Origin of the sequence: Paenibacillus polymyxa (assembly GCF_015710975.1) — a bacterium.
GTDB classification, from domain to species: Bacteria; Bacillota; Bacilli; order Paenibacillales; family Paenibacillaceae; genus Paenibacillus; species Paenibacillus polymyxa.
On sequence record NZ_CP049783.1, the window covers coordinates 4,447,792 to 4,473,583 of the forward strand.

The window sequence follows — 25,792 nt, forward strand, 5'->3', positions numbered from 1 at the left end:
ACTAAATTAGTTCCTCCGATTATTATGTATTAGGCTTCTTTAATTACTTGCAGTTTAGTTGCTGGAACACGAGAGCGCCCAACGGAAATAGTTGTTTTTTCAAGAACCAACAGCGCTACTTTAGTTGTTCCAAGGGTTGCGCTAGCAATGCCTTTATATTTACCATCCTGTGGAATAACGTATTGATCCACAACTGTTGCGCCATCGATGCCGTCATCCGTGATAGTGAATGTGTCACCATTTTTAAGGCGAAATGCACGAGCAGGGGTATTAGCTTTATTAGTGAATAGAGCAGGGTCACTTACGTCAATTCGGAAGCCATTGACCTCTGGAATCTCTGGGCTTGCAACCAACAGTACTTCTTGAGCCGCTACATCAGTTGGAGTTGCAGCGATACGAACTTCTGGGTTACCAGCCAACACCCCCTTTAGAACTACTAAGCTACCGTTATCAACCGCCTCAGGCAATTGAACAGACTGAATAAAGCTGTCTACTTTAGTACCAGCCATCAGATTAAGATTTACAATTGTACTCATTAAATATATTTCCTCCTATTAATTGTTTTGTTGGGAAAGTCTATCCCAAACTGTTTTAGGTGTTTCTTTATTTTGTTCGCCATCATCTGGAAGTCCCATTGAAATAAAGTTAAAGTTCTTCGATTTGGTAGTTTCGATAATACGATCACATACGTAAGATTTAACTTCTTTTTCAAATTCAGAAAAAGTAGCAAATGAAGAACGCTTTTCTGTAAACTTAGCTTTTTCATCTTCGGTAAGAAGAGTAGGGTAAGAATTAAATAGCTCATCGATTCTTTCTACATCTTCAGCTTCTTTAAATTTTATAATTTCTTCTTGAAGCTCGATGATTTTCTCGTCTTTATTTGTAATTTGAGACTCTACTTCAGTAAATTTCTCTTGAATTTCTGTCAATGTTTGATTCAAAGAAAGAATGGCTTCATCTTTACCCGCGATTTTTTCGGTAAACTCAGCAACCAGTGTTTCTTTTTCGTTTTTTTCCTTGTTTATGGCTTCTGTTGCTTCGCTGCTAATTGAATCGATAGTGGACTTAAAGGTGTTGATCGCGTCATCGGCTTCATCACCATCTACCCAATCTACAGGAGAATATTTAATTCTCGTAAGAGTGTCGAAATCAATTACAACATTATCTCCTTGCATACTGTAAGATGCTTTCTTGTGCCTATATCCATCTTGGACATCGCAAAGATAGATATAATTTTCATCAAAGTCACTAAGATAATAAGAGCATCTTTCTACCGACTCTCCATACCAATTAGTACCTATGTATTTTTGTTTACTAAGGGCATTGTCAATCTCTTCGTATAATTGGTTAGTAGTCAATTTGAAAAGAGCTGCAATTTCTTTTTTGTTTTTTTGCAATTGAACATTATCCTCCTTACTGTCCTTTGTTTGTTTATTAACATCATTAAAATGATGTAGAAATGAATTTAACTCTTTCATTTTTTTGGTAAAATCATCATCCAAAGAAAAATGCTCAATTTTTGCGTGAGCATTAATCATACCAGTGCCGTATTTATTGCCCAATAAAGTAACGCCAGTATACCTAAATGATTTAATATTCAATATTTTTGTCTCTTTGTTGTACTCAGATTCATCAATTACAATTTCGATTGACAGCTTAGTTTCTTCTTGGTTGTTGATGATTTTCATCTCATCTTGTGCATAGACATTCCATATGTATCCATCTACAACTGCATAATTTCTCCCATCAATTTCTTCATAATGATAGTTGTTATTAACGGCAGAAATTACTCCGATGGGCTTTTCTATATATGTAATTTTATCTTCGTCTTCATTATATTCCATTTCATGCTCACCAAAATCATCGCCTTCTATATGGGCCAAAATAGGAATATTAACGACAGATGATTCAGCATTTTTAAGAACATCGAAATCGATGTTACTTTTATTGTTGTTTACACCATCATGAGATATCCACATTCTAAGTCTTGAAAATCTAGAATCGTTAAGAGGTTCGATTTCATAATTCTCGACGAAAAGAGTAGCTTTTTTATCCTTATTTTTTATAATTATCACCTCCTCAAAAGAGTCTAACGATTATTCAAATCTAAGTCTCTTGTCTTTGCACCATCATCACTAAGATCGTTATCAGATACTTTTGGGCGACCGCTATCCTTATTACCGTTCTGCACATGGGAACTGGAAAGGGGAACAAGGTATTTTTCAACAAGGCTAATACTGTTCTCATAAGCCAACAGACTTTGCATATCTTCAGGGTTTATGCCCATAGCCAAAGAGACCAATGTTTTAGAAAATCCAAACTGTCCAGCTTTAAGGTACTTTTCGAACTTTTCGTCTCTGTTGAACACTGTTATATCAGGGAAGACTACTTTATGGCGATATTTTCCCGTTTTGCTTTTTAGATAACTGTTGATAAAACGCTCAAACTGGCGATACATATGAATTACATAACCTTCATCGACTTTGATTGATGCTTGAAGACCAGAAGCATTAACAGTCCCCGAACCAAATAATATAGGAGTTGAACCAGCAGCTTGATAAAAATTATCCTGACTAAAACCAACTATGTTATTTTGAGTTTGTGATTGATTAAAATCAACCGTTTTTAACTCAAACGGGGTTGTAGCAACTTTTACTCCATTCGGAACACCAGCTTGGAGGATTGCAGTATATTGACCTGCAACATTAGGATCAATAGCAAAGTTATTAGCTACCGAAGCTCCCTTAGTGTCACTCTTCATTGGAATTTGCCCAACAATTATCTTCCAAGTTTCAAGCTCAGTTTTTGTTTTCAGCAAACCTTTGTAATGTTCTATTTCAGCGCTATCTAAGAATAACCCCATTAGAGGAGGGGTTAGTCCGGCTCTGGTTTCATCAAATTTAAACACTGGAGCTTTTATAGGATCGAGAGGTTGCCAATAGACATAACGATCTTTACTGCTCCCAGCATTGGCAAAGTCACTGTAATATTCACTAAATTCAGGAGCGAAATCGTTTATATTCACACCTGATTGTAAAAAGTAATACATGTTAAAAGCATATTGATATCCGTATTCGGTTTTATTGATGATCTTACAGTATTTTGATGGCATCTCTTGCAAAGCAACTGAATCACCAAACTCACGAACATAATAGAATTTTGCATCTTCCAAGATTACACCTTTTAATATATTTGGAAAGGTTGACTTGGGCGATAGTTTTTCTACGATATCTACTGCTTTACGTCTGGATTTTTTAAAAGCTGTAGATTTCATATCTTCTTCATCGGCATTAGTTGCAACTATAAATGAGTCGAAGGTAGGTATAGTAGAATAGTAGTTAACCAATCGATTAAACTGCATTACTACATTAAAAAGATACTGACTTAAATCCTTTAAGGCATCTTCGTTTGCTTTTGGATTTTTAATCATTTCTTCAATCTTTTTTCGATCAAATGTAGTAGGGGACATATTTAACGACTTTAACAATTCATTTTGCCATAGTGGACTAAATAGCGAACCACTTTGATAGCTACTAGAGAGAGCTTTTGCAAATTGCAGTGCATAATCTTCACTATTTTCTATTTTGGGAGGAGTTGTATTTACATTAGGCGTATCCTTGTTGTTTTTTCTGGTCATTGTTCACATCCTTTCTATATAGATTTATTGCGATATGTATAGGTAATCTAAATAATTAAACTCGTCATTTTGGTTTGCTCTAAGTTTATTATCCATTTCCATTTCATAAATAAAGTGAAGTCCATATCCTAAGCTTGTAACTCTATCCCTTTTCGTGGTATTTACGATTCTTTCATAAATAATATTCTTAGCGTTACTTTCCATTTGTTTAATATTACTCAATTCCTGTAGTAATAGATCTGTTTCAATATATACAGCAAATTCTTCAGCAGTCATTGCATCGGTTTTAAACAAAATGTCCATTTGTTCTGACGGAACCAATAGTCTCAACGTACCATCTTCAAAGCAACTCTTCATATATGGGTACATAATATTATTGTATTGATTTGTAGCTGTAACAGCTCTTATGAGAGGATTTGAGTTCTTAAGTGTAAAAGCGTCTTGATCGTCATCTTTAATGAGTGGGGGAAACTCAAATCTTTGTCCATTTTTTTCATCTACATATTCCCAAGTTTCATAAAACAAATGAGGCAGGTTTTCACCGTTACCTCTAGAGTCAATCACCAGCTTAATAGTGTTTGGGAATCTAATATGTACTAAATACCTTAAAAAATCTCTTTGCTTTTGCAGTGTCAGACCCTTATTAGCTTTCATATATACAACTTCTTTGGTAAATGTTCCATTTACTTTTGGCTTTAGTTTAATTACTGTTGTAACAGCCTGATCCGCATCTAATGCTGTGCTTGTTGCTACGTCATGGACGATGATATACTCACTTTTTGATTTTTTCGGTTGTTCAAGTTCACATTTTTCTAAAGTTCTAACTTCTTGTGTTAATTCATAAGGATAATAACTTTCGCCACTTGAGCCAACAAAAACTCCCCTGTATTCATAATCAAATTTTTCTTTATTCATCGTTGGTTTTTCTAGTTCGCTAAGAATATCATCTTCATCGAATATTCCTGCATCTACACCAACCTGATAGGGGAGAGTACATACAAAATAGTTTGGATCTCCACTGACCATTTTTTTATAATGATGCATAAATCTTTTGTATAGACTGGACGTTTTTAAATATGCAGATGAAATAAAGATAACTTTACCTTTTTCATATTCACTGTGAGTGATAGCGATAGGTCGTTTAGTTTTAGTCATCGGGATCAAAATTGTTTCTATAATATCATCGGGGATAATTCTAGCTTCATCACAAAGCAAATAATGAAAACGCCATGAACGAGCAGAATCACCGCTTTGTCCATTACCCAAAACAATGGCTCGAATTTCACTGCCATTTTTAAAATTAACAACGCAGTCGTCAGAACCTGTTTTAATCGGGAAGTTTATTTCTCTTGCAATATCTTCGTGTTTTGCTAGTTCACCTTTGATTTTTTGAATAATTACATTTCTAGCTTGCTGTCCTTTGCCTGAAGCTATCCCTAGTTTAATACCCGGATACAGAATGGCAGCACATATAAAAAATACAGCACTTAACCAACTTTTACCGATACCGCGACAACAAATCAGCATAGAGTATTGATATCTAGCCATTGCTCTAAGTATTAACCTTTGAAACGGATATAGCTTTAGTCCTAATACGTTTACAGCAAACTCATCTATATGATGTCGATAATATGCTATGTATGTTTCCCAATTCTCATAATCAATAGATTCTCTCTTTATTGGATCATAACTTATTGAGTTCTCAAAGTTATCTGAATTTCCATCATTTTTATTTCTACTTTTCTTACTATAATTTTTGAATGCCATTTATTTCACCTAAACCGATTCTTTGATAGATGCAAATTGATCTATCATCTTATCAATACTATCTTTATCCATAGGAATGTGTTTTGGTACCCATTTTCTCTGCTCAACCTGATCAAACGTTACTCCAAAGCACCCTAGACCTACATCATTTTGTCCTCTTTGCGATTCAGAGAACTGGGCTGATTTTGATAAAGTATCAAATGTCTCTCTTGCAGATTTGTACTTAGAATCGGCTCCAGAAACGCCATTCAATACATCTTGAAAGCACTTATCCATATGTAAGCTTGCTTTGCATATCTTCTTAGCGTAGTCCTTGTGATTAGTTGTAACTATTTTAAAATCTCTATCTAATCCAGTATAGTATTCCTCAAGATAGTCAATGTCGGAAGCGGTGTATTCTCCCATCCACTTCTTATTGTAATGACGTGCTTCATCTATATATTCAGCTTCGTTTGCATCTGTATTACTCTGGATAAAATAATTGTCGCTGTCGGAAAATTTCATATCTTTGTACTTGGGAAAAGACGAGAGTTGTGGAATATACCTTGACCATTCCTCTCCACGAGAAATCCATAAATCTTCAATAAAAGGCTTATCCATCATTGCCAAAACACTAACAACTCTGTTCAGGTAATTAGCATCTTTTTCGCCTATGTATTCATTCATACATGACTTACATATTTCAAATTTTTCAGTAATGAACAATGGATTAGAATTCACATAAAAAGATGTTGCAACTTTTGTCTTACGGCATGTTAGACAAGTTATTTTTTTAGAAGATGGCGATTCTTTTTTTGTATCAGCCAATATTTCACCTTCTTTACATAGAAAAAACAATAAAATTCCCATTTGATAATAAAAAGCATGGGGTAGGAGGGAGCAGCCTGTTTAAAGACGGAAGGTCTCCCAATGAGAAACAAATAATAAAAAGCCTGATAGTACTCAGGCATTTGATTTATGTATTCCTCAGCTCTTAGTTATTTCAATTTGTTCACAATCTTCGTAATTTCTTCAGGTGTAATAATCTGTTTTGCTCGTTTGTCAGTTCGGTTGCCATAAATAAATGCTGCTCCATCTTCAGCGTAGTAAACAACCGCTTGTTTATTAATCACTGGGTATCCGTGTTCTTCTTCGATATCTACTTCAACAATTTTCTTGTTTAGTGCGTATTGTTCAGCTAGCTCTTTCTCATTAACTACATGCAAAATTTGATATTTATCTAAATATGCGTACATTATTTCCTCCAATAATATGTATAAATTTTATTTTACTTCTTGTAAATTGATATCTATTTTGTATTCAATTCGTCCGTCCACATCAAAAATATGCATCTTTTGCATTGCATCCGAATACATACGTTTACTGACGGCATAAGAATCTACGCCGCAAAGACTGCCATTAGAAACTACCGTTGTTCTACCGAAATCTTTAACAGTATCATGATGAATATGGCCTTGGAAGATGTATTGAGGTATTACGCCAAGGAATTGAGGTAATTGTCGGGCTGAGGTCGTTACATGGTCTAAATCGCCATGCACATATATGTGAGGCTTTTTAAATGATTCATCGATAAAATAACCATCTTCGCCTTTTAATAGTTCAATATTATCGAATTCTCTAAGGCGAGTTTCCATATACCAAGGAATGATATTTTCAAAGTTTTCTTTTAATATAGCTTCGTTTTTACTTTGAAAAGTCCGACTATGATTGCCAATTAGGTTTATGACTCTTACCTTTGGTACAAACTTAGCAATCTCTGCAACGGCTTCAGACAATCGCTCTGATATGTATTGAGTTTGAGAGATGACATCTTCACTCTGTTCAATTCTTGAAGTAAGATGGATAAATCCTGCGATTTGATCTCCAATTGAAGCTATTGTTAATTCGTCAACATTGTGTTTCTGACAATAATAAATCGTTTTGGATACAAGATGATTAAATCTTTTATCAAACACACGTGGATTGTATTTGTTTAAAGAGTTGTCCGATTCTTGTCCGTAGTGAAAGTCTGAAAAAAGGACGTTTGCGCGAATATAAGAGGGACTTTCCTTGGCAGGAGAGTAGGGGAGAGGCTTAACTTTTTCAAGTTGCTTAATGCTAGTTGAAATTTCATCTTTTAAGTGTTCAAACTTAGCAATCATTTTGATTTTATTATTGAATTCGCGTTTTTGATCTTGAAACTGATATTTTTGCTTTTGTAATTCAATAGTTTTATCTTCAATTTCGCGCCTGTACTCATCAGTTGACGACTTTTTCACGCCAATTGAGATGCCACGAGTAAGCAAGTGGAACTCTTTGCGATATTTAGACTCCGTGAAGTCCTCATTGAGATATTCATTCATAAGTGTCGCAATTTTACTCCAAGATAAACCCAACTCTTCTTTGCTGGAGCCAATCCGTATAAGGTATTCCTCGTATGTCTCGTTATCTAATGATTGAAGAGAAGTCATTCATTTACTCCTCTTCAATTTCTAGTCCAACTGGAATTTCATAGTCCTCAATCGGAGCAACTTTGATTTTTTCACCATCAATTGTAATGGTGATCTTAGAGGCATTAGGGTATAGTCCAAAGGCTGCTTCTCGAATTCCATTCAAGCCAACCAATTTCTCTTTATTCGATTCCATATATATATGCTCCCTATATTATGTGTTTTTTTGATCTAATCTATCTGCTTTTTTGTAGCTTACCCGATTAGGGTAAGATGGAGGGGAGATTAACCCCTCAAGTATTTACTGTTTAACTTCTTCAGTCGTTAGTCTGCCATGTTTCATCTTGCAGGTTCCCTTGTTCAGGGCTTAGTTAAGAATTGAGTCAATGCAGGGCGGCGTATCCTGATTTCTGGTAACTTGCTATAAGCAAGCGCGCCGGGAACCTTTCCCACTTCATTGGCTTATATCTAACTTGTGCGAACCACAAATGGTTCTAATATGTATGTAAACTTTATAAAATTACTGCTTTACTTGCTCTTTGAACGCTGGAGCTGGTTTGAATGCTGGAACTTTTGTAGCAGGGATATCGATTTCTTCTCCTGTTTGCGGGTTACGTCCTTTACGTGCGGAACGTTCACGAACCTCGAAGTTACCAAAGCCAGCCAATTTAACTTTATCTCCATTTTTTAGAGCAGTTACAATTGTTTCTAGAGCTGCGTCTACTACCGCTTCAACATCTTTCTTTGTGTAACCCGTAGTTTCTGTCGTCGCTTTTACCAAATCTGTTTTATTCATAATATATAATCTCCCTTAGTTTTGTTTTTTGTGATAGAAAGATATTTTCTGTCTATTCTATCACTATATAAAAAATTTAATTTATACAGAAAACCCTTATGTACCATGGATTTTTTGATGTTTTCTAAATGGTAAAGTATTAACTTTTATTTTTATAATAGTATCTCAAAGACTTATTTCTGTTTTGTGTTTCTCTGATTTTACTAAAGCAATCAACACAATATTTTTTTCTGTTTGATGTAATATGTATCAACGTACCACAGCATTTACAATTTATGACCTTACTATCCCCAATAAACTGGTCAAAGTAATAACCAATATTATCATATGTATTAATAATAATTGCTACCTGATCATCACGCTCTATCTTATCGATAAAACTCAGTTGTACTTTGCCGTTATCTTTTCGATATCCAGTTTCAATATTTAAATGATTTTTTTTATAAAGGTCATGAATTATCTCATTGATATTGGACTTGCCATTAATTTTCGCCGCCTTATATAATTCTCTAAATTGAGTTCTACTACCACCAAACTTATTGTGACTTGACTCTTTACCGAACATAGTGTTACTGATCTGTTTATTAATCTTATTCATCGTCAATAAGGTAAACAGTACTTTCTTTTCATTCAAAGTAAGCTCTGCACCGATAATGTAATCAATCTCTGATCTTGATACGCTAATTCTGTCAATATCGATTAACTTATTTTCTTTTTTCACTGCATAGTTCAATACTGAGTTTATAGCCCTAAAGTAGAGTACCTGATTGAAGCCTTCAATATATTTCTGACAAAACTCATAAATCAATTCTTTTCTCTGTTTAGGTTTAAATCCTTTCGCTTTAAAAAACTTCGCTAAGATCTTCAATTCATACACATGATATTTTGTAATAAATCCATTTTCTAATAGCTTTAAAGCATATTTTGTCTCATTGTATCTATAATTAATCAAGATTAACCTCCCGTAATTCATATTTTTTATTCAAATACTCAATATTCCCATGTGCAGAAGGGAAGGGGAAATACACTATGTTTTTTGATTTTCTTTTGACGTTATTAAATAAAATATTGCCGTATAGCTCCCATAGTAAATTTTTTTTCATTTTCGGTTTATCTGAATATGCAAGTTCTATCAGATAGTTAACCAACTCTTCATGATTAGTGCAAATATCGTCCATTATGTCTTTTAGATAATCTAATTGAATGCTTCTTTGATTATCTGTATAAGAGTCATATTTATTATTCATTCCAACTGAATGCATATTCAAATTACCGGAGTCGCTGACTTTTCTGTTATATCTCTTAATATTACGAGCAACCTTTTTAAATGTTAGTTCGTTCCAATGCACCTTATCTGATTTAAGATGGTTTTTCACTTCTAAATCATAAGTATGTATTTTTTCTTTGATAGAAAAATCAATAGACTCTATGTATTTGCAAACGTTGTTCATTACGCAATCAGATTCAATCACTGGTGATTGTTTATAGTACTCTTTGAGGAAATTACGCTCATCAGTGTTTTTTCTGGGTTTATTAATTAGATCCTTTAATGTTAAATCGAGTTTATGTTGGCACTCAAGATTTTTGCCTTCAACGTATTTTTTATATTTCTTTTTTGTGTCTCTATATAGGTAAATAAAGAAATATGGATGTTTATCAAGTAATGAGCGATTCAAGAGTTCTTTTTCTTCTTTTAGTTCTGGAGAATCTTCATTATCTATCTTTTGATAAGTAGTCCAATTTTTTGGGATTCCCTTTACATTTCGACCTATTTTAGCTTTATCAATCTGTGCAGACTGTAATTTTGTACACATTTTTAGTCTATTCATAGTCAATTCATATTCAGCAGAGCCTACATCGAACATAGGAAGAAGAGCGTAGGCAGAAGTACTCTTATTTGTAATGGAACCAATCTGAGAACCAAAAGAAAATTTGTCAGACTGATACAAATCAAAGTCGATGAAATTTATCTTGGTTGGTTTGGGTGGATCATATGTAATTGGCAATTCATCTTCATATACACTGTTCAAAATGGTTTCATTGCTTGTTGTTGCAATTTGATCGTAGTCCCAATCGCTACCTGCCCAGTTTACCGTTTCTTTGCCAAAGACATTCACGATAACTCCCGTATAGCAATGTTTGTACCAATCATTAAGATTATTGTTGTCGACTAACTTCAGCTTAAGATGTTCGCTGCGATATGTGAGCGGCGCTCTCATGGAATCAACAGTTTTTACTCTTTTTTCATTCCAATAATTCGAATAATATTCATTTTTCTTTAGTAATCCTGTTACTTCTAGTCCACAAACATGCTGCATCATCGCATACGGATCACTTACTAGGGTCTGAAAGTTGCCATCAACAATAATTTCACCAAGACAAGCGTTTTTAATCTTAGTTTTGATCATTTCATGAATTTTCTTTTTAATAAAATCATCATTAATCAAAGAATGGTTAAGGATTAAACTTTTAATCCAATACTTGTCGCTTCCTACCAGAAATTTATTTATTTTGCTTTCTGTTGGATTCATTCCCAACAAAAACAGAAGAGTATAGTATATATTATCAGAACTTATACCAGATACCCAGTTGACAAATTTTTCGCAAATATCTTCAATATCTTGTTTGGACAAGTTTAAAGTTTGTAGAAACTGATAATTCATTCTCAGAATATCTTTTGTTTCTTTTGGAGTATACAGGGAAACTCCCCATTTTAAATTGTTTTTTTCACAATTGTTCTGATAATACTCTAAGCTCGGAAATGAGTCCCACAGTTTAAACTGACTTTCTGAAAGTATGACATCGATATTTTTAACATCTATAAAAATATCGTTTCCGCTCACATCCTTATATAAAGATTTAACGATATAATTCCCATTATTCTCAGATTCACAGAATTTATGAATGTCAAAAGTACAGAGCATACCCTTAATATAGTTTTGTCGTATACACCATTGGGCAGGTACATAATCTAATCCTAAATCACCAGCCCATTTCGCAGCCATTTCATAACTAATTAATCCCTGACCATCAAAACGATTAAATAACTGTGCTAATTCTTTGACTTCAATAGTATCATCCTTATCTAAAGCTGTTTCAGTCGCATAGTTGTAAAACATATTTGTCTCGCTATGATAGTCTGGTACGACACAAAATCTTGGTGTAGATACTATCTTAGTGGCTGAACCAGCTAGACCAAAGTAGGCATTGAATTTAGAAGGGGCAAGTTTCACATCTGGGTTACGACCATTATTTAGCACTTCACATAATTTTATCTTCATTTTTTCTTCACAGAAAACAACAGTTGATGCTCTTGCTTGCCCAGCCGAGCTTGATAGGCGCACATATTTTTTACCGTTCAAAAGCAGTCCATTTTGGAATAAGTAGTCATAATGACTAGTATGTTCAATTTCAATGGTTATGTATTCAGGAATAAACATCATATCGTATATTTTAGACTGTATTTGTTTAATTTTTTTTAAATTGCTCTGGGAATTTGATTTTCGCAACGCATTTCGTTCATCGTATAGTTCTTCTAGTTTTTTTATATCGACTTTTTTGCTTTTGATGTCTCTAATGCTTCTTAAAAATTGATTATCGGCTAAAGCAATGATTTCCCCAAACGACTTTGCTTCTTCAAATGATAAGTTAATATCATAGTCGAACTCTTTGAGTCTAGATGACTTAAACTTCATTGTATAAAACTGTCGATTAGTCAACAATAGTTTTCCTCCTTTTCAATCTACATGTCTTACATCTTTTAGGGATATTTAATTCTTTTCTTAGGTAGCTTTGCATTTCAGAATAGGATAATAAATATCCCTTTTTACAGTTAATACAGACATGTTTAACCTTTCTATCTTTTAACGAAGCCCTAATATCTTCGCAAAATATTTTTAATTGGGCTTCTGCCATGTTCAAAATTTTATTTGTTATTTCAATCTTACGCAGTGTCTTATTTGTACGTCTAATAATTAAACAATATGTGTAATGCGAGAATTCTTTTCTGTATTTATAAGGATGCTTTCTTGAGCCATTATAATAACTACGATGTGAATAATGATTTTTACTTATTAATTTAACTTCGATGTTTTCTATCAAAGGTTCTAGAATAAGTTGAATTCTGTTCGTTAAATGATTGAGTGAATGAGAACCACCAAGTCTCTCTGTAAAGATGGCTGACTCATTTAGACTCATAAAATTTTTATAGTCTTGGTACAAATTCGCACACATTGATTTTTTCAAAACTTTCATAACAATATGTTTATCAGTATTTTCAATAGAGTCAATAGTATTCGCTATCTGTTCGATATCAATTTTATTATTTTTGTACTTGATTACATCATCCCAGAACCAATCAAGTTTACGCACTCTTTCTTTTAGGTGAGTATTATTATTCTGTGATAGCATCAATTCTTCTTTGTAACTACCTATTGTATGATAGTATGTATCATTTCTCTTAACATTAAAACACTTTCCACTATAGAACAATGCTTTAAATTTCATATCTCTTTGTAACAAGTTTTTTGTGTCAATTTCCACAACTATTGATGAAAGTGATGTCCATAGATCGAAATAATCTCTAATACTCTTTTTATTGGTGCAGTAAATCTCGAAAAATATGGTATTTCCACACTCTGTTTTAATTGTCACATCTGGTCTGTATTTTCTGCTGTCTACTTTGTGTGTTTCTTCTGTGAAAATCTCTTCGCAAACATATTTTGTTTCTTTGTCAGTGACTATATAAAAAGTGTCTCCGGGTTTAATGAATTCATGCTTAAACCACCAATGAACCATTGACTCTGAATTGCATTTACTAATGTCGAAATGAGCAAAGTGGGCAGATACTTTTTCTGAATGTGTTGCTTTCGGTTTTAATTCTGAGCCACATATTGGACAATAATATTTTTCATTAAGATTGCCATTGTTTATTTCATCTATACATATTGTATTTCCTGTCTGATTTCTAGCAAACCACAATTTGATATTGTCATACATCAATTACTTAGTCCTCCAACAAAATATATTTACTTTCTAAATCTATACATTGCTATGTATGGGTTGTTTATTACCTCTAGGATATTTTTTAGCAGCTTCATTTTTTAACCAAATTACTTCGACATCCATATATGTATAGTCTTCTTCTTCAATATCTCTATCTAGTGATACATCTCTCTCATCGTAGTAATCTAACTCATATCCGTCATAGTACAAATCCTCCCAAGTAATAATTGAATGATTTCCTTTATTCTGTTTTTTCATTATGTATGATATTTTCCTCTCAAGTTATATTTTCAGAGACAATTAATCTCTGTACAAACAATATAGCATGACATATTCGAACTCGTCAACAATATAAATATTTTCATTATATTTACTTGTATAAAGATATGATGTATAATAGATATAAAGATGAATGGAGGTCGTAACATGAACGCAGCATTAAATAATAATGTAGTTGGGTTGCATACTAACAGAGTATTTGAAAGTATTTCAGCATATCTAATGAAGGTTGAAAGAAGAAGTACACATACGCGTTATAACTATGAAGTTGCGATTCGCAGATTCTTTATGTGGTATAGAAATAAGAATTTAGAAGAGCTAAAAGAAGAAGATCTCGATATTTTAAACGAACAAATGATTAGGTATCAGGCTCATTTATTGGATGATTATGATTATGGTCATAACTATGTAAATGCACTGGCAGCTCCAATCGTTAAGCTGTATGAACATTTGTCTCGAAACAGATATAACGTAAAGGCAGAAGATGTCCGCTTAGACAAACTCCCAGACGATGGAGAGAGCTATGGCAAACTAACCGTAAAAGAAGCTGAGACAATGGCAAAATTGGCAATGAAACAAAAAAAGGGGCAGGAAAAAGCAACACTAATAAGGGTAGCGTATACAACGAGCTTCAGAAAATCAAGTTTGCTACATATTAAATGGTCAGACATAAGTATAGATCCAAATAGTCAAAACTATATTGTAAAGATTATTGGCAAAGGAAATAAAAAGCATTCTCGTCCACTATCTCCTGACTTATACAATGAGATGTTAAAAATAAAGGAGCAGGCGTACTATAAAAAATATAATGACAACTATGTATTCCATTTGTCAGATAATACAATCTTAGCGATGATGAAAAATTTAAGAGCTGAAATGAATATCTCTGAGGATAGAAACATAGTTTTCCACAGTTTTAGAAATGTAGCGGCAAACTACATAAAAGAGACTGGTGGAGACATTGAGGAGATTAGAAGTCAACTTGGACATTCAAACTATGCTTCACTAAAACACTATATGTCTGACGATAAAGACTATGCCAATATGGCAGGCATTCGGATGTTAGAAGATATTGATGAAAATATCTTAGAAAAACTAAATAAAGAAGAATTGCTGCAAATCATTAATAAGCAAAGTGAATCCATTAAAATTATACTGCAAAGAGAAGCTAAAAAATTAATTAATAAAAAGGAGGAAAGGTAGGCAGATAAGATTAAAATACTTATCTGTGTAAATGATGGAAGACAAATATGAATGAAAACAAAAAAGCGGTTAAACAAACCATTCTCATTAGAAATGATGTAGTAAGAGATCCTAACTTGAGCGTAAATGGATTTGCATTTGTATTTTACCTGAAGTATTTATATTGGAAGACAGGGAACAAGTTTGAGTTCGAAGTATTTACTACAGAAGTAAAAGATTATCTTTGTATCTCAGATAATAAAACGATAAAGACTATATTCAAAGAACTGTACAATCTGAGGTATTTACTGAAAGAAGTTGAAGAGTTAAAACAAAATAAGCCCATCTTACTTACCTTGAACAAGGATAAGTTTTTGACCTCTATCAGCAAAGAAGAGACGGAATACTTTACTCAATTACCCATAAATGTTTTATATGCCATGAGAGATCGAAAGTTAGACAGAAAAGAAGTAAGAATATTATATTATTTAAAAAGTTATATAAATCATACGAATAGTAAGAAGATGTATTGTTATCCGGGGATTGAAACAACCATGACTAGAGAATTGAATATGAGCAAGAACACAATTCCTAAGTATACAAAGCAACTAGAGGAAAAAGGGATACTTAGCATTGAAAAGAATGCAATACATACCAGTTACCAATATGATGATGAGGGTAAGCTATTATTCAATAAGTATAACAACCATTACTATTTGAATTACGATAGGCTAGAAACCTTATAAATACACCTAGTCCCAATTTATCCAAGAACCACTCCCAATTTATCCAACATCCACTCCCAAATAATCCAAGAACCACTCCCAAAATGTCCTGGAGAAATTGGGGGCTAGTAAGTTAGTAATAGATATATAGATATTAGATATGTATATACAGTATTTAGAGTATGTCTTCGCTAACGCGCATCCAACTCTCTGTCGTTGTTTTTTGTTGTGGTTAGCTTGACAATAATTTTATTAAATAAGTTGAATTATAGGACAGTCGATTGTGGCTGTCTTTTTTTGTGTTCTGTTAAAATTGAAAATTTAAAAATATTAGAACAATAGATTCAAACAGTTTAATAGGGTATGTATGTGTAAGTAAAAGTTGATAATGTATGTGCTATTAAATATATGATCATATGGATGGTTGGATCTTACTGTCGTTTGATGTTAAATTACCCCCGAGGAGATCTCAATCGCGATGAAAAAAAGTTGAATCGTAAATTGAGAGTAAATGGATGAAAAACATATATGTTATAAGGGGTTGTGGGGGATATTGGATTGGTTTTGGGGCTATTGAATCGTAAAAGTATAGACAGTAAAAGGATAATTTGATGCAGGAGAGATAAAAATGATCAAAAAGGGCGTAGTTACAAAGTTGTAATGAGAGATAAAATATAGGAGAGATAAGGAGTTTGACGATTCAAGTTACGATTGAGATGAGTTGAAAATATGATGTAATAGTTACAAAGATGTAATAAATGAAAATGATCAGTTAAAAAAATAAACTGAGCGTGAGAGTTGAAGTGCTAGGGGCATATTTGTAAAAAATAGGTGCTCTCTGGATGTAAACTACCCCCCACTACTCTATTCTAAATGAGGTAAAACCATAGTTGTAGCGCATTTAGAAGTATCCATCAATCAAGCATTGACTAACTATATCCATACTCTACCAGTTTATAAATATGGAAATTATTTTCAAAAAACACTTGGATTCTGATTTTAAATTTGAATTTTCAAACTCTATAACCAATAGGGGATAGCACCTACACAACACCTTAATCGAGTTGTAACGGAATTAGCGCAAGATAAGACTCATATATACAAACTATCAATCAACTTTAATCAATCTATTATATCTATATATTCATCTCACCTCATAGCCTATATCTATATCTATATCTATAACTCATCTCATCATTTTCCCTCAATATTTTTCCTCTATTTATCAAATTTATATACACAAAAATAATGAAATGTGTTATAATAATATATGTAAGGAGGTGATAACAATGATAGAAACAATAAGTAAAATACTTGCAACGGTTGGAGCTGCTTTAACCACAACAATATTGGCGATGAACTTCTTCCCTGATAAGGCTAGAAAAATTGCTGACACTGAAAAGGTTAAAGCTGAAACAGAAAAAATAAAGGAGGAGACAAGAAGACTTAAACTAGAAAATGACAAGCTAGAACGTGACAATCAGGCATAATACATATCCTGTCTAGGTTAAAGGGGTCGATTGACTCCTTTTAATCACTAGGCTACAATAACATTAAGTTTGTTATGATACGGCATCAAGTATGAAAGGAGACTTATGTATGACCAACTCTAAAGCAATGTTGACGCGTACATTATCGGTCATTGTATTTATAATTGGATGTGTCTTATTAGGTATTAACAATACATCATTACCCAGCTTTATTCCTTATGCGTTCATTTTCATAAGTGTAATTACCTTTGTAGCTTCAATGAGAAAGTAACTAATAGAAACTAATAGATTTATACGAGCCTAGATGATTTATGTCTAGGCTCTTTTTGTGCTATTTAGGATCATACAAGCGATCTACTTATTCGCCATCTTCATCTGATTCCTCAGCTGTAAATAACTCTTCTACGCTTATTCCTAATGCTTTAGCCACTGCAAACAAATTATTTATATTATGCTGCTCTGACTTATCGAACCGCGATATATAAGGCTGTGGAACTCCTGCATCTACTGCTAATTGAGATTGTTTTATGTCTTTCTCTTTGATTATTTCTCTTAGCTTACCTTTGTATTTGAGCATTATAATATCTCCTTTAACGTGGTTATTATAGTATACAATATTGAATAAATTATTGATATACTATTGACTAATGAATATACAATACTGTATAATGAAGATATCAAAAGGAACACAAAAGGAGACGATACATAATGATAAACATAACCGATAAATGTATTAACCGTGATGGATACCAAATGATTTATGTGAATACTGATTCTCAGCAGGGCGAATTGTCAAACAATGAATGGCAAAGAGACATCAACAAACATTTATCAACGTATCAATCAATTAAGGACAAAGAAGAAATTTCTTATAATGATTTATTAGACTTATCAATAGAAGGTATATCGTTTTGGATAAAAGTGATGAATACAGACTGCTACAACACTAGCAACGTACTAATTGAATTAACATTACAATATGTCAATAAAGAAGTCACTTATTACATTTCAAGAGAGACATATTACAAAATAATTAATCAAAGCGACGAAAAGACAAAGGTATTAGAAAACACTAAAGCAACAATCACAGCTTTCAATAGTATGGGATTTCCTTATGAAATGCAGACAACTATAAGGGAAACAAAAGAAGAAAATAATAAATTAATCGTTATCCATAAACCTAAACGTTCAAGAACATTATACAAGCATACCTATGAAAAAGATTCCGAATTGAGAATTTACGACGGTTGGATTGACACAGGAATAAATGATATGGGTGAATATGTTAGTTATCAAAGTACAACTACTTCTATTAAAAAAGAGCCTATATTAATTTTCTAAGTAACCAAAAAGGAGGAGTATACACATGAAGCACATAAGAGTAGTCAAACAAAACGGTTCAACAATCATACATACACTAGGTACTGATATGGATATTCTTGAACTATCTACAGCTTTCCAAATGGATAGGGTAGATTATCACGGCAAGTATGTCTACATTCACCTGAAAGGATGAATATTATGAACTCGTGGAAGATTAAAGACAAGGTAACTATTCTAACTAGCATATTGTTTTGGCTAATTGTGATAATAAAGATTAAATACTAACACATGAATATAATGAAATGTTCCACGTGAAACAAAAGGTAATAAATACCACTTGCACATTACAAAACATAACCAAACCGTCCAATAGGGATATATTTTATATTGCCTAAATAAATAAATATAATGAAATAATGTACATAGAGTATGAAGTATGATATAATTATATAAGTAAGGGAGGGAGGTGAAACTACTTGGACAACTGGCAGAAAACAGCAGTCATCATATCCATTCTAACTTTCTTACGACTTGTGTATAAGGACATTACCGAATACATAGCATCAAGAAAGAAGAAACGGAAAAAGAAAAAAGCACCCACGTCTCGCAACAGACGTAAGCGCTAAACCAAGTCGCTAAACTTGAAGACAATCCAAGGACGGAAACTAACACCGTCCTACTCTTATCCCTTACATTTTATTATAATGTGTTGCCTATAGTCAATAAACAAAAGAAGGAGGACAATAAAATATGAAATCTGAAGCAGCCACAAGGCTATCTATTGCTATTCTCATGTTTGTGCTTGCGTCATTCATGCCTAATTGGTGGTCAATAAGCATTGTTTCATTTGTGGGATTGTATTCACTTACTACAGGATTGATTAAGTTAAGAAAGGTTGATAAGCCATAACAAAGATTAAAGTTGTTGATTCAATTATGGGTTCAGGGAAAACGACATCAGCAATTCAAATGATGAATAAAATTGATGATGACAAATATATCTATATCACTCCATACTTAGATGAAATAGCAAGAATCAAAAATACTTGTACGCAGCGTAAATTTTATGAACCAAAGGTATTCACAATGGACGGAGAGATATTTTTTAAATTGGATTCCCTACACAAATTACTATCAGAAGGTAAAAATATAGCCACAACACATGCATTATTTAAAATGGCTACAGAGGAAACTAGAGAATTGATTTACAACGAGGGTTACACATTAATTCTTGACGAAGCATTGGAAGTAATTAAAGAGTTAAAGGTTTCTCCAGATGATACAAAGATGCTACTAAAAGAATGGATGAAGCAAGATGAAAATGGATTAATACAGTGGGATACCAAAAAAGAGTCATTACAGGGTGTATACAATGGGAAATTCCAAACAGTGAGAAGATATGCGTTAAACAATAATCTAATAATGCATAATGGAGTCATATTGTTGTGGAATTTCCCACCAGACATATTTAAGTTATTCAAAGAATCATACATACTAACATATTTATTTAGCGCTCAGTTACAAAAATACTATTTTGATATTCATGGTATTGAGTATGAATACTATAATGTGAAAGTTGAAAACGATCTGTATATGTTTTCTCAAGAGATCAACAATGATGATACAAAAATCAAAGAAGCAATCAAAAGGAATATGTTCATTTACGAAGGCACTTTAAATAAAATAGGCGATGAACACTATTCTTTGTCTAAATCATGGTATAGCAAAAAGACGCACCTACATAAACAATTGAAAAATAATACATTAAACTACTTCAACAATATCATGCAATCTAAGTCTAATGATAATATGTGGACAACTTTTAAAGATTATAAATCAAAGATAAGTGGAAAAGGATATACAAAGGGCTATGTCTCAGTAACAGAGAGAAGTACAAATAAATACTGTCATAAAAAGGTTTTGGCTTATGCAGTCAATAGATTTGCAAGTCCACTAATAGAAAGCTATTTCCATACTAAGAATATTAAAATCAATCAAGAACTATTTGCGTTATCTGAATTGGTACAGTGGATATGGAGAAGTGCGATTAGGAACAATGAAGAAATTAATTTATATATTCCTTCACAAAGAATGAGAAGTTTATTGAATCAATGGCTTGATGATGAGATATGAGTATTACCTCAAAAGTAATAAACGATAAAAATAATACATATAAACACTGGATTTTTTTAGCGTAAGTGTTAGAAGCAAAGGTATATAATTATATAATATAAGATAGATAATTAATAAGGGAAACTCAGTGGCAATAAAACTATTCCGCTACGCTACATAGTAGTATTGCTTGTCACCGTTTCCCCTCTTGCTTTCAGCAATTCACCCCTTTGCTCCTATTTTTGATTTTTAATAGCAAATAAGAGAGGAAAATATAATTTTGAAGTATTCTGAAAATGATGCATATATTAAAGCAAAACGTAAACTATTTCATCTGATTAAAAATAATAACTTAATTATTGTTGATCAAAATGATAAACAATATAACTTCACACTCACAAATAAAAAAGATGAATTTTTAAATCTTGAATATCCTACTAGTTATAAGTCAAAGAAAGCTATTGGGTTAAATAATTATTATCCATGTTTATTAAAATTGATTAAGGATTATGAAATAGATATGCCATCAAAATCTTGCAACAAAGAAGCATTTACAGGTTATAATGAAACTGTACCATGTTTAAAGTGTGTAAAATCAAACCTTACAAAATCAAATATCATTTTTGATTATCATAGTAAACATAAAAATTTTTTAGTTTTGTTCCTGATATATCTTATGGTTTTGAAGGAGAACATAAAGTATGGATTGAGATATTACACAAGCATAAATGTACACCACAGAAAAGAAGTTTGGCTAAAATGCTTGGTATCAAGATAATAGAAATAAGTTCATATGATATTTTAAAATTAGAGGGTACTGTTAAATACATAGATGGTCAATTAATCACTGAAATGAGCAAAGATGAATATCAAGAATTTTCAAGTCGTGAAGTAAATAGCAATTTAAAAGAAGAAAGAAAAAATAAAAATGTCAATAAAAAATTAACTGGGAAAATTAAAAAAATGAGCAGAAAAACATTTGTAGAATTATGTTTCAAAGAATTCAAAGAAGAGATAGATAAAATGAACAATAAACTGAATTCAGAAGGCTGCTATGTAAAAAGAAAAATAGATAATTACTTTTTGGAAAAAATCAAAGAAATAGACCAACTTAACAATTGCGAATCAGAGTTTGAACTGTATATTGATTATTTTTATAGAAGTTTGGGTTATAGCATTATCACACCTTCAACCTATAATATATCATTTTTGAAAGCTTCAAATATAGATTATAAAGAAGAGGATAAAATAATCATAAGCAGAGAATTAAAAGATAAATTGTACATAGCACATAAAAGATAAGCATATTTTTTCATCTAACCATCTATTCATCTGATAGGTGGTTTATTTGTCGTTTATTCAAATTATATAATTAAATATAATGAAATGTATTGTATATAAAATAAAAACATGCTATAATAAATATATAAAGAACATGAGATTACGAGGTGAAAACACAATGAGTCAATCTAAATTAGCAGTTTTAAAAAGTCAATGGCAGCGCCTGCAAGCATTAAAAAGTAAAACAGTATACGGTCACTTAGTATTGAGATAAAATGAAAAAGAAACATATAAATAAAAATAATGATAATAAAGGTGGTAATGATTATGTGGTACGGAGACAAAAGAGAAGCAAGAGTAAAAATTGCAATGGCTTTAGTTGAAAAGGGATGGAAAATTTACGGTTGGAAAAATGATGAATCTGATGCAATGGTTGATTACTTTAGTCCTGCCGATTGGGATGGCATTGCTGAAAAGAACGGTTATGTTCTTTGCATCGATCAAAATAATACACGTTACAGTGGTTATGAACAAAAAGAATACATAGGTGGTAATGCTGTATATAAAACTAATGCACGTATTCAAAAACTTGAGGCAATGATGAATGATGAAGCTTCAACTGATAATGAAAAGGCTTCTTGTGCAGTATTAATTGAGAAGGAAAAAGAAAAGTCAGGAATGATTGAGAAGTATAAAGTTATTGAAACGTATCCTACATTCTCTTTTGCTAATCCACGTGGTACAAGCTGGCACATTGAAAAAGATGGTCAGATTATTGCAAAAGGTAAAGGTGTATTTGCAGTCAATGACTATGATTGGGAGAACAAAGAGAAGACCGAAAAGCAGCAAAAAGCTGAGAAAGTAGAAGCATTGATCAATAGATTTGAAAAAGCAATTAAAGATGCAGGCGCATTGAAAGCTGTAGTAATTAAAGTAGAAAAGAAAGTCATTAAACCAGTTGAAAAAGAAGACAAAACTATCAATCTTAATGATGTATTGTCTTTCTCTTATCATGGGCATTATTGGGTAGTAACCGATATTTACACAAATTCCAAAGGACAATCTTGTATTACCTACGAACTTTTGGGCAGTGAAAAAAGAGGATATCAACGTTTAAAGAGTATGAGTGTTAAAAGTTATTACCAAACACTTGATAGATTAAACAAGGGGATTGAAGAAGGCACCGTTAAAGTATACACCTTGCAAGAGGTTACAGAATACCAAGAAAAAACAGTATTCAAGAAGGCAGCTCGTAAACAGAATGTATATAATGTTCCAGCTATCGAAACAACAGAACAAGCCAAGGAAAACAATGAAATTGTGAACGTGTCTGCTGAAGTAACTGTAACATATAACGAAGAAAAACAAGGAGTTGAGATCCGTTTCCCGTCTAAACCTGAAAACAATATTATTGAGCAACTTAAAGCTTATGGTTTTAGATGGTCTCCCCGTGGTTTTTGGTATGCTAAACAGTCAGATAAAGCAAATAAATTTGCAAGTTCACTGCAAGTGGACTATAACAAACCCAATAATACTGAATTCAACGGATCAGTCAATATTGCAGTGAACGAAGACATTAATATTGATGATCTTCACATGTATACAGTCTCAGATGAATTACAATCACGTTTGCATTCATCTAGTCTGTTTCAGGTAGATTATAAAACGGATTGTTTCAATACATTTAACGAACTCCAAAAAGACGCTTTAAGTGTGTTATCGCAGACAGACAATGAATATCTACAGTATCAAATTAAAAAGTACTTACAATCTTTTAAGCAGCGTTATTATACTCAATATATTAAAATACTTAATCATCGCGCCAACAACCCTTCATGGGCTGTTACTGGTCGAGGTGGACTAAATGTAAGACGGTATAACAAAATGCAGGACAGATATGGAAATTTATTGAGTCAGTTTTCAGATATGAAAAAAGAATTTGATAATCGTATGGATAAATTCAAAACGAGAATTTTCCAATTAGAAAAAGAAAGATTAGATAAAGAAGTCAATGGAGTTGTAGAAATACCAGAATTTAAGATAGATCGTAAGCAAATCACTGTAGCTGGTTATACAGAGACAACAAGAGTATACACCTATAAGAACTATATGATTACTAAGTCGTGGGGAATGTATCGTGTTTTTAAGGATGGAAAAGAGGTAGACACAAGCTTAAAAACGACTAGTCGATTGAATGAGGCCAAAAGATTTGTTGCATATTTAATTAGCAAGGATGAATCAACAAGCACAAATGAAAATAATGATAAAATACGAATTTTACAAGAAGAATCAGAAAGTGAAAATAGCAATCAGCAGCAATATATTAGCAAGATTAATAAGAAAATCGAGTCAACACAAAGGAAAGTGAATGCCTTGTCTGGTGATTATTTAACTAACACATGGAAACGCCAGCAAGAAGCAGCAAGCCGAGAACAGAAAAAAGATAATTTGAACTTAGAAATTAAGATATTGGAGTATCTAAAGGAAAAAGCATGTAGCAATACAATGGACGAATTCGACATAGCTTTATTAGTAGGAAGCTTTAGAGAAGATATGAGAATTAAATATAGATCAAGAGGTAGATATAATAATGAAGTAAAATATCCGACTATTAATTCTGATGCTGATGTTAACGGTTGGTGGAATCAAGAAGTTCCAAAAATGCAGAAGCGATTAAACAAAGCAGGAATACACAATACAGAACAATACAATGATGCAATAGATAAATATGCTGCACTTGTGAAAGCTATAGAAAAACCAGTCAATCCAGTCCAGCAGAAAATTAAGAAAATGGAAAGTGAAGTTAAGCTGTATAAAATTGATGGTTACTTTCCGACTCCTAAAACTATCGTAGAACGTATGATTGAGTTGGCTGATTTACAAGATGGTGAAACCATTTTGGAACCAAGCGCTGGCAACGGTAATATTTTAGATGGTGTAAATGAATATATACAAGACAACAACCTAAGTGCAGAGTTGCACGGCATAGAGTGGAATTATACATTACGTCAAATTCTTGAGTTAAAACAATACAAGTTAGTTGCTAATGATTTTATCGAATTTACGCCATTTACTAAGTACAATAAAATAATTATGAACCCACCTTTTGAGAAGGGGAAAGATGTTGATCATGTATTAAAGGCATACGAATGTCTTAAGGATGGGGGAAGGCTCATCGCTATTATGTCACCACATTGGACATTCGCTAATGATACCAAGAGTATTCAGTTTCGTAACTGGTTAAATGATAAGGGGTATTATGAGAAACTTCCAGAAGGTTCATTCAAGGAGTCGGGAACCGGGGTCAATACAGTGTTGGTAGTTATTGAAAAAGTTGAAGAAGAGAGAGTAAGAGTAAACTAATGATTTAGAATTTGGGGAGGAAAGTTGGTGATTACATGAGAAAGAATAAACCTCAGAGAAAGCCTGCTGGCGTATCACGGCTATATTGGAGCTATTTACAGGGGAACTTAGATCTTGCTGAATTAACTCTAAAACAATTTAATCAAATTGTGTTGGAACAATACATAAAATATAAGCAGCATGGAGGTCATAAATCATTTGAGGAGTATTACGCCTATGTTGAGTCTAAAGGGTTATAAAACTGATATTTTACAAGGAACTGTTCGACGTAGAGAAGGAGAATAATCACAATTCAACATACAAAAATAATTAAACTATTGAATATAATGAAATGATGTGTTATAATAAATTCATAAGGTAAGTTAATACATAGCAGTCGGCGGCCTTACGCGGGAGGTAGCGGGT

Annotated in this window: 25 protein-coding genes; 11 read left to right on the top strand and 14 right to left on the bottom strand. The window is 32.6% G+C overall.

What is annotated here, in order from left to right; all coding sequences use genetic code 11:
* Nucleotides 1-29 precede the first annotated feature (29 nt).
* The 13 genes from G7035_RS19860 to G7035_RS19920 all read right to left on the bottom strand — a co-directional run bounded on the left by G7035_RS19860 (nt 30) and on the right by G7035_RS19920 (nt 13,891).
* A complete protein-coding gene (locus tag G7035_RS19860; protein ID WP_019687744.1) occupies nt 30-536 on the bottom strand; it encodes a hypothetical protein in 507 nt (168 codons plus the stop codon).
* Between the two features lie 18 nt (nt 537-554).
* The gene (locus G7035_RS19865) at nt 555-2,075 is read right to left on the bottom strand and encodes a coiled-coil domain-containing protein (RefSeq protein ID WP_147288171.1); all 1,521 of its coding nucleotides are present in this window, start codon (nt 2,073-2,075) and stop codon (nt 555-557) included.
* Between the two features lie 14 nt (nt 2,076-2,089).
* Nucleotides 2,090-3,637: a hypothetical protein gene (locus tag G7035_RS19870; RefSeq protein WP_019687742.1), complete on the bottom strand. Its 1,548-nt coding sequence runs from the start codon at nt 3,635-3,637 to the stop codon at nt 2,090-2,092.
* 24 nt (nt 3,638-3,661) lie between these two features.
* Nucleotides 3,662-5,404, bottom strand: coding sequence for a terminase large subunit domain-containing protein (locus G7035_RS19875; protein WP_019687741.1), 1,743 nt, complete (start codon nt 5,402-5,404; stop codon nt 3,662-3,664).
* A 9-nt stretch (nt 5,405-5,413) separates the two neighbouring features.
* Nucleotides 5,414-6,253 (bottom strand): hypothetical protein, encoded by an 840-nt coding sequence (locus G7035_RS19880; RefSeq protein WP_182096027.1) that lies wholly within the window; start codon nt 6,251-6,253, stop codon nt 5,414-5,416.
* A gap of 128 nt (nt 6,254-6,381) precedes the next feature.
* Nucleotides 6,382-6,639, bottom strand: coding sequence for a hypothetical protein (locus tag G7035_RS19885; RefSeq protein ID WP_019687739.1), 258 nt, complete (start codon nt 6,637-6,639; stop codon nt 6,382-6,384).
* 27 nt (nt 6,640-6,666) lie between these two features.
* On the bottom strand, nt 6,667-7,854 hold the full coding sequence (locus G7035_RS19890; protein WP_019687738.1) for a hypothetical protein: 1,188 nt from the start codon (nt 7,852-7,854) through the stop codon (nt 6,667-6,669).
* 4 nt (nt 7,855-7,858) lie between these two features.
* The gene (locus G7035_RS19895) at nt 7,859-8,029 is read right to left on the bottom strand and encodes a hypothetical protein (RefSeq protein ID WP_019687737.1); all 171 of its coding nucleotides are present in this window, start codon (nt 8,027-8,029) and stop codon (nt 7,859-7,861) included.
* Between the two features lie 324 nt (nt 8,030-8,353).
* Nucleotides 8,354-8,629: an HU family DNA-binding protein gene (locus G7035_RS19900; protein ID WP_019687736.1), complete on the bottom strand. Its 276-nt coding sequence runs from the start codon at nt 8,627-8,629 to the stop codon at nt 8,354-8,356.
* A 139-nt stretch (nt 8,630-8,768) separates the two neighbouring features.
* The gene (locus G7035_RS19905) at nt 8,769-9,581 is read right to left on the bottom strand and encodes a hypothetical protein (RefSeq protein ID WP_019687735.1); all 813 of its coding nucleotides are present in this window, start codon (nt 9,579-9,581) and stop codon (nt 8,769-8,771) included.
* Nucleotides 9,574-12,348: a hypothetical protein gene (locus G7035_RS19910; RefSeq protein ID WP_029515085.1), complete on the bottom strand. Its 2,775-nt coding sequence runs from the start codon at nt 12,346-12,348 to the stop codon at nt 9,574-9,576. Before G7035_RS19910 ends, G7035_RS19905 begins: the two co-directional genes overlap by 8 nt.
* A complete protein-coding gene (locus tag G7035_RS19915) occupies nt 12,341-13,627 on the bottom strand; it encodes a competence protein CoiA family protein (protein ID WP_019687733.1) in 1,287 nt (428 codons plus the stop codon). The genes G7035_RS19910 and G7035_RS19915 overlap by 8 nt, the downstream gene beginning before the upstream one ends.
* A gap of 42 nt (nt 13,628-13,669) precedes the next feature.
* A complete protein-coding gene (locus tag G7035_RS19920) occupies nt 13,670-13,891 on the bottom strand; it encodes a hypothetical protein (RefSeq protein WP_019687732.1) in 222 nt (73 codons plus the stop codon).
* A 168-nt stretch (nt 13,892-14,059) separates the two neighbouring features.
* Here G7035_RS19920 and G7035_RS19925 point away from each other — a divergent pair, with 168 nt between their 5' ends.
* The 3 genes from G7035_RS19925 (at nt 14,060) to G7035_RS19935 (ending at nt 17,309) form a co-directional block, all read left to right on the top strand.
* The gene (locus tag G7035_RS19925; protein ID WP_019687731.1) at nt 14,060-15,115 is read left to right on the top strand and encodes a tyrosine-type recombinase/integrase; all 1,056 of its coding nucleotides are present in this window, start codon (nt 14,060-14,062) and stop codon (nt 15,113-15,115) included.
* Between the two features lie 47 nt (nt 15,116-15,162).
* The gene (locus G7035_RS19930; protein WP_019687730.1) at nt 15,163-15,840 is read left to right on the top strand and encodes a helix-turn-helix domain-containing protein; all 678 of its coding nucleotides are present in this window, start codon (nt 15,163-15,165) and stop codon (nt 15,838-15,840) included.
* A gap of 1,268 nt (nt 15,841-17,108) precedes the next feature.
* Nucleotides 17,109-17,309, top strand: coding sequence for a hypothetical protein (locus G7035_RS19935; protein WP_019687729.1), 201 nt, complete (start codon nt 17,109-17,111; stop codon nt 17,307-17,309).
* Between the two features lie 358 nt (nt 17,310-17,667).
* Here G7035_RS19935 and G7035_RS19940 read toward each other — a convergent pair whose 3' ends face one another.
* Entirely contained in the window at nt 17,668-17,886 is a 219-nt protein-coding gene (locus tag G7035_RS19940) for a helix-turn-helix domain-containing protein (protein WP_019687727.1), read from the bottom strand.
* Between the two features lie 131 nt (nt 17,887-18,017).
* On the opposite strand from G7035_RS19940, the gene G7035_RS19945 reads away from it, so the two are divergent.
* From G7035_RS19945 to G7035_RS19980, 8 genes are all read left to right on the top strand, one after another.
* The gene (locus G7035_RS19945; protein WP_019687726.1) at nt 18,018-18,650 is read left to right on the top strand and encodes a hypothetical protein; all 633 of its coding nucleotides are present in this window, start codon (nt 18,018-18,020) and stop codon (nt 18,648-18,650) included.
* Between the two features lie 25 nt (nt 18,651-18,675).
* Nucleotides 18,676-18,825: a hypothetical protein gene (locus tag G7035_RS19950; protein ID WP_019687725.1), complete on the top strand. Its 150-nt coding sequence runs from the start codon at nt 18,676-18,678 to the stop codon at nt 18,823-18,825.
* Nucleotides 18,826-19,382: 557 nt separating this feature from the next.
* Nucleotides 19,383-19,541: a hypothetical protein gene (locus tag G7035_RS19955; RefSeq protein WP_019687723.1), complete on the top strand. Its 159-nt coding sequence runs from the start codon at nt 19,383-19,385 to the stop codon at nt 19,539-19,541.
* On the top strand, nt 19,538-20,764 hold the full coding sequence (locus G7035_RS19960; RefSeq protein WP_029515082.1) for a hypothetical protein: 1,227 nt from the start codon (nt 19,538-19,540) through the stop codon (nt 20,762-20,764). Before G7035_RS19955 ends, G7035_RS19960 begins: the two co-directional genes overlap by 4 nt.
* Nucleotides 20,765-21,023: 259 nt before the next feature.
* Nucleotides 21,024-21,521 carry a hypothetical protein gene (locus G7035_RS19965; RefSeq protein WP_196478872.1) on the top strand — a complete coding sequence of 166 codons (498 nt, stop codon included), beginning with the start codon at nt 21,024-21,026 and terminating at the stop codon, nt 21,519-21,521.
* Nucleotides 21,503-22,045 (top strand): hypothetical protein, encoded by a 543-nt coding sequence (locus G7035_RS19970; RefSeq protein WP_196478873.1) that lies wholly within the window; start codon nt 21,503-21,505, stop codon nt 22,043-22,045. Before G7035_RS19965 ends, G7035_RS19970 begins: the two co-directional genes overlap by 19 nt.
* Nucleotides 22,046-22,351: 306 nt before the next feature.
* On the top strand, nt 22,352-25,387 hold the full coding sequence (locus tag G7035_RS19975) for a DNA methyltransferase family protein (RefSeq protein ID WP_019687720.1): 3,036 nt from the start codon (nt 22,352-22,354) through the stop codon (nt 25,385-25,387).
* A 35-nt stretch (nt 25,388-25,422) separates the two neighbouring features.
* On the top strand, nt 25,423-25,626 hold the full coding sequence (locus G7035_RS19980) for a hypothetical protein (protein ID WP_019687719.1): 204 nt from the start codon (nt 25,423-25,425) through the stop codon (nt 25,624-25,626).
* Nucleotides 25,627-25,792 lie beyond the last annotated feature (166 nt).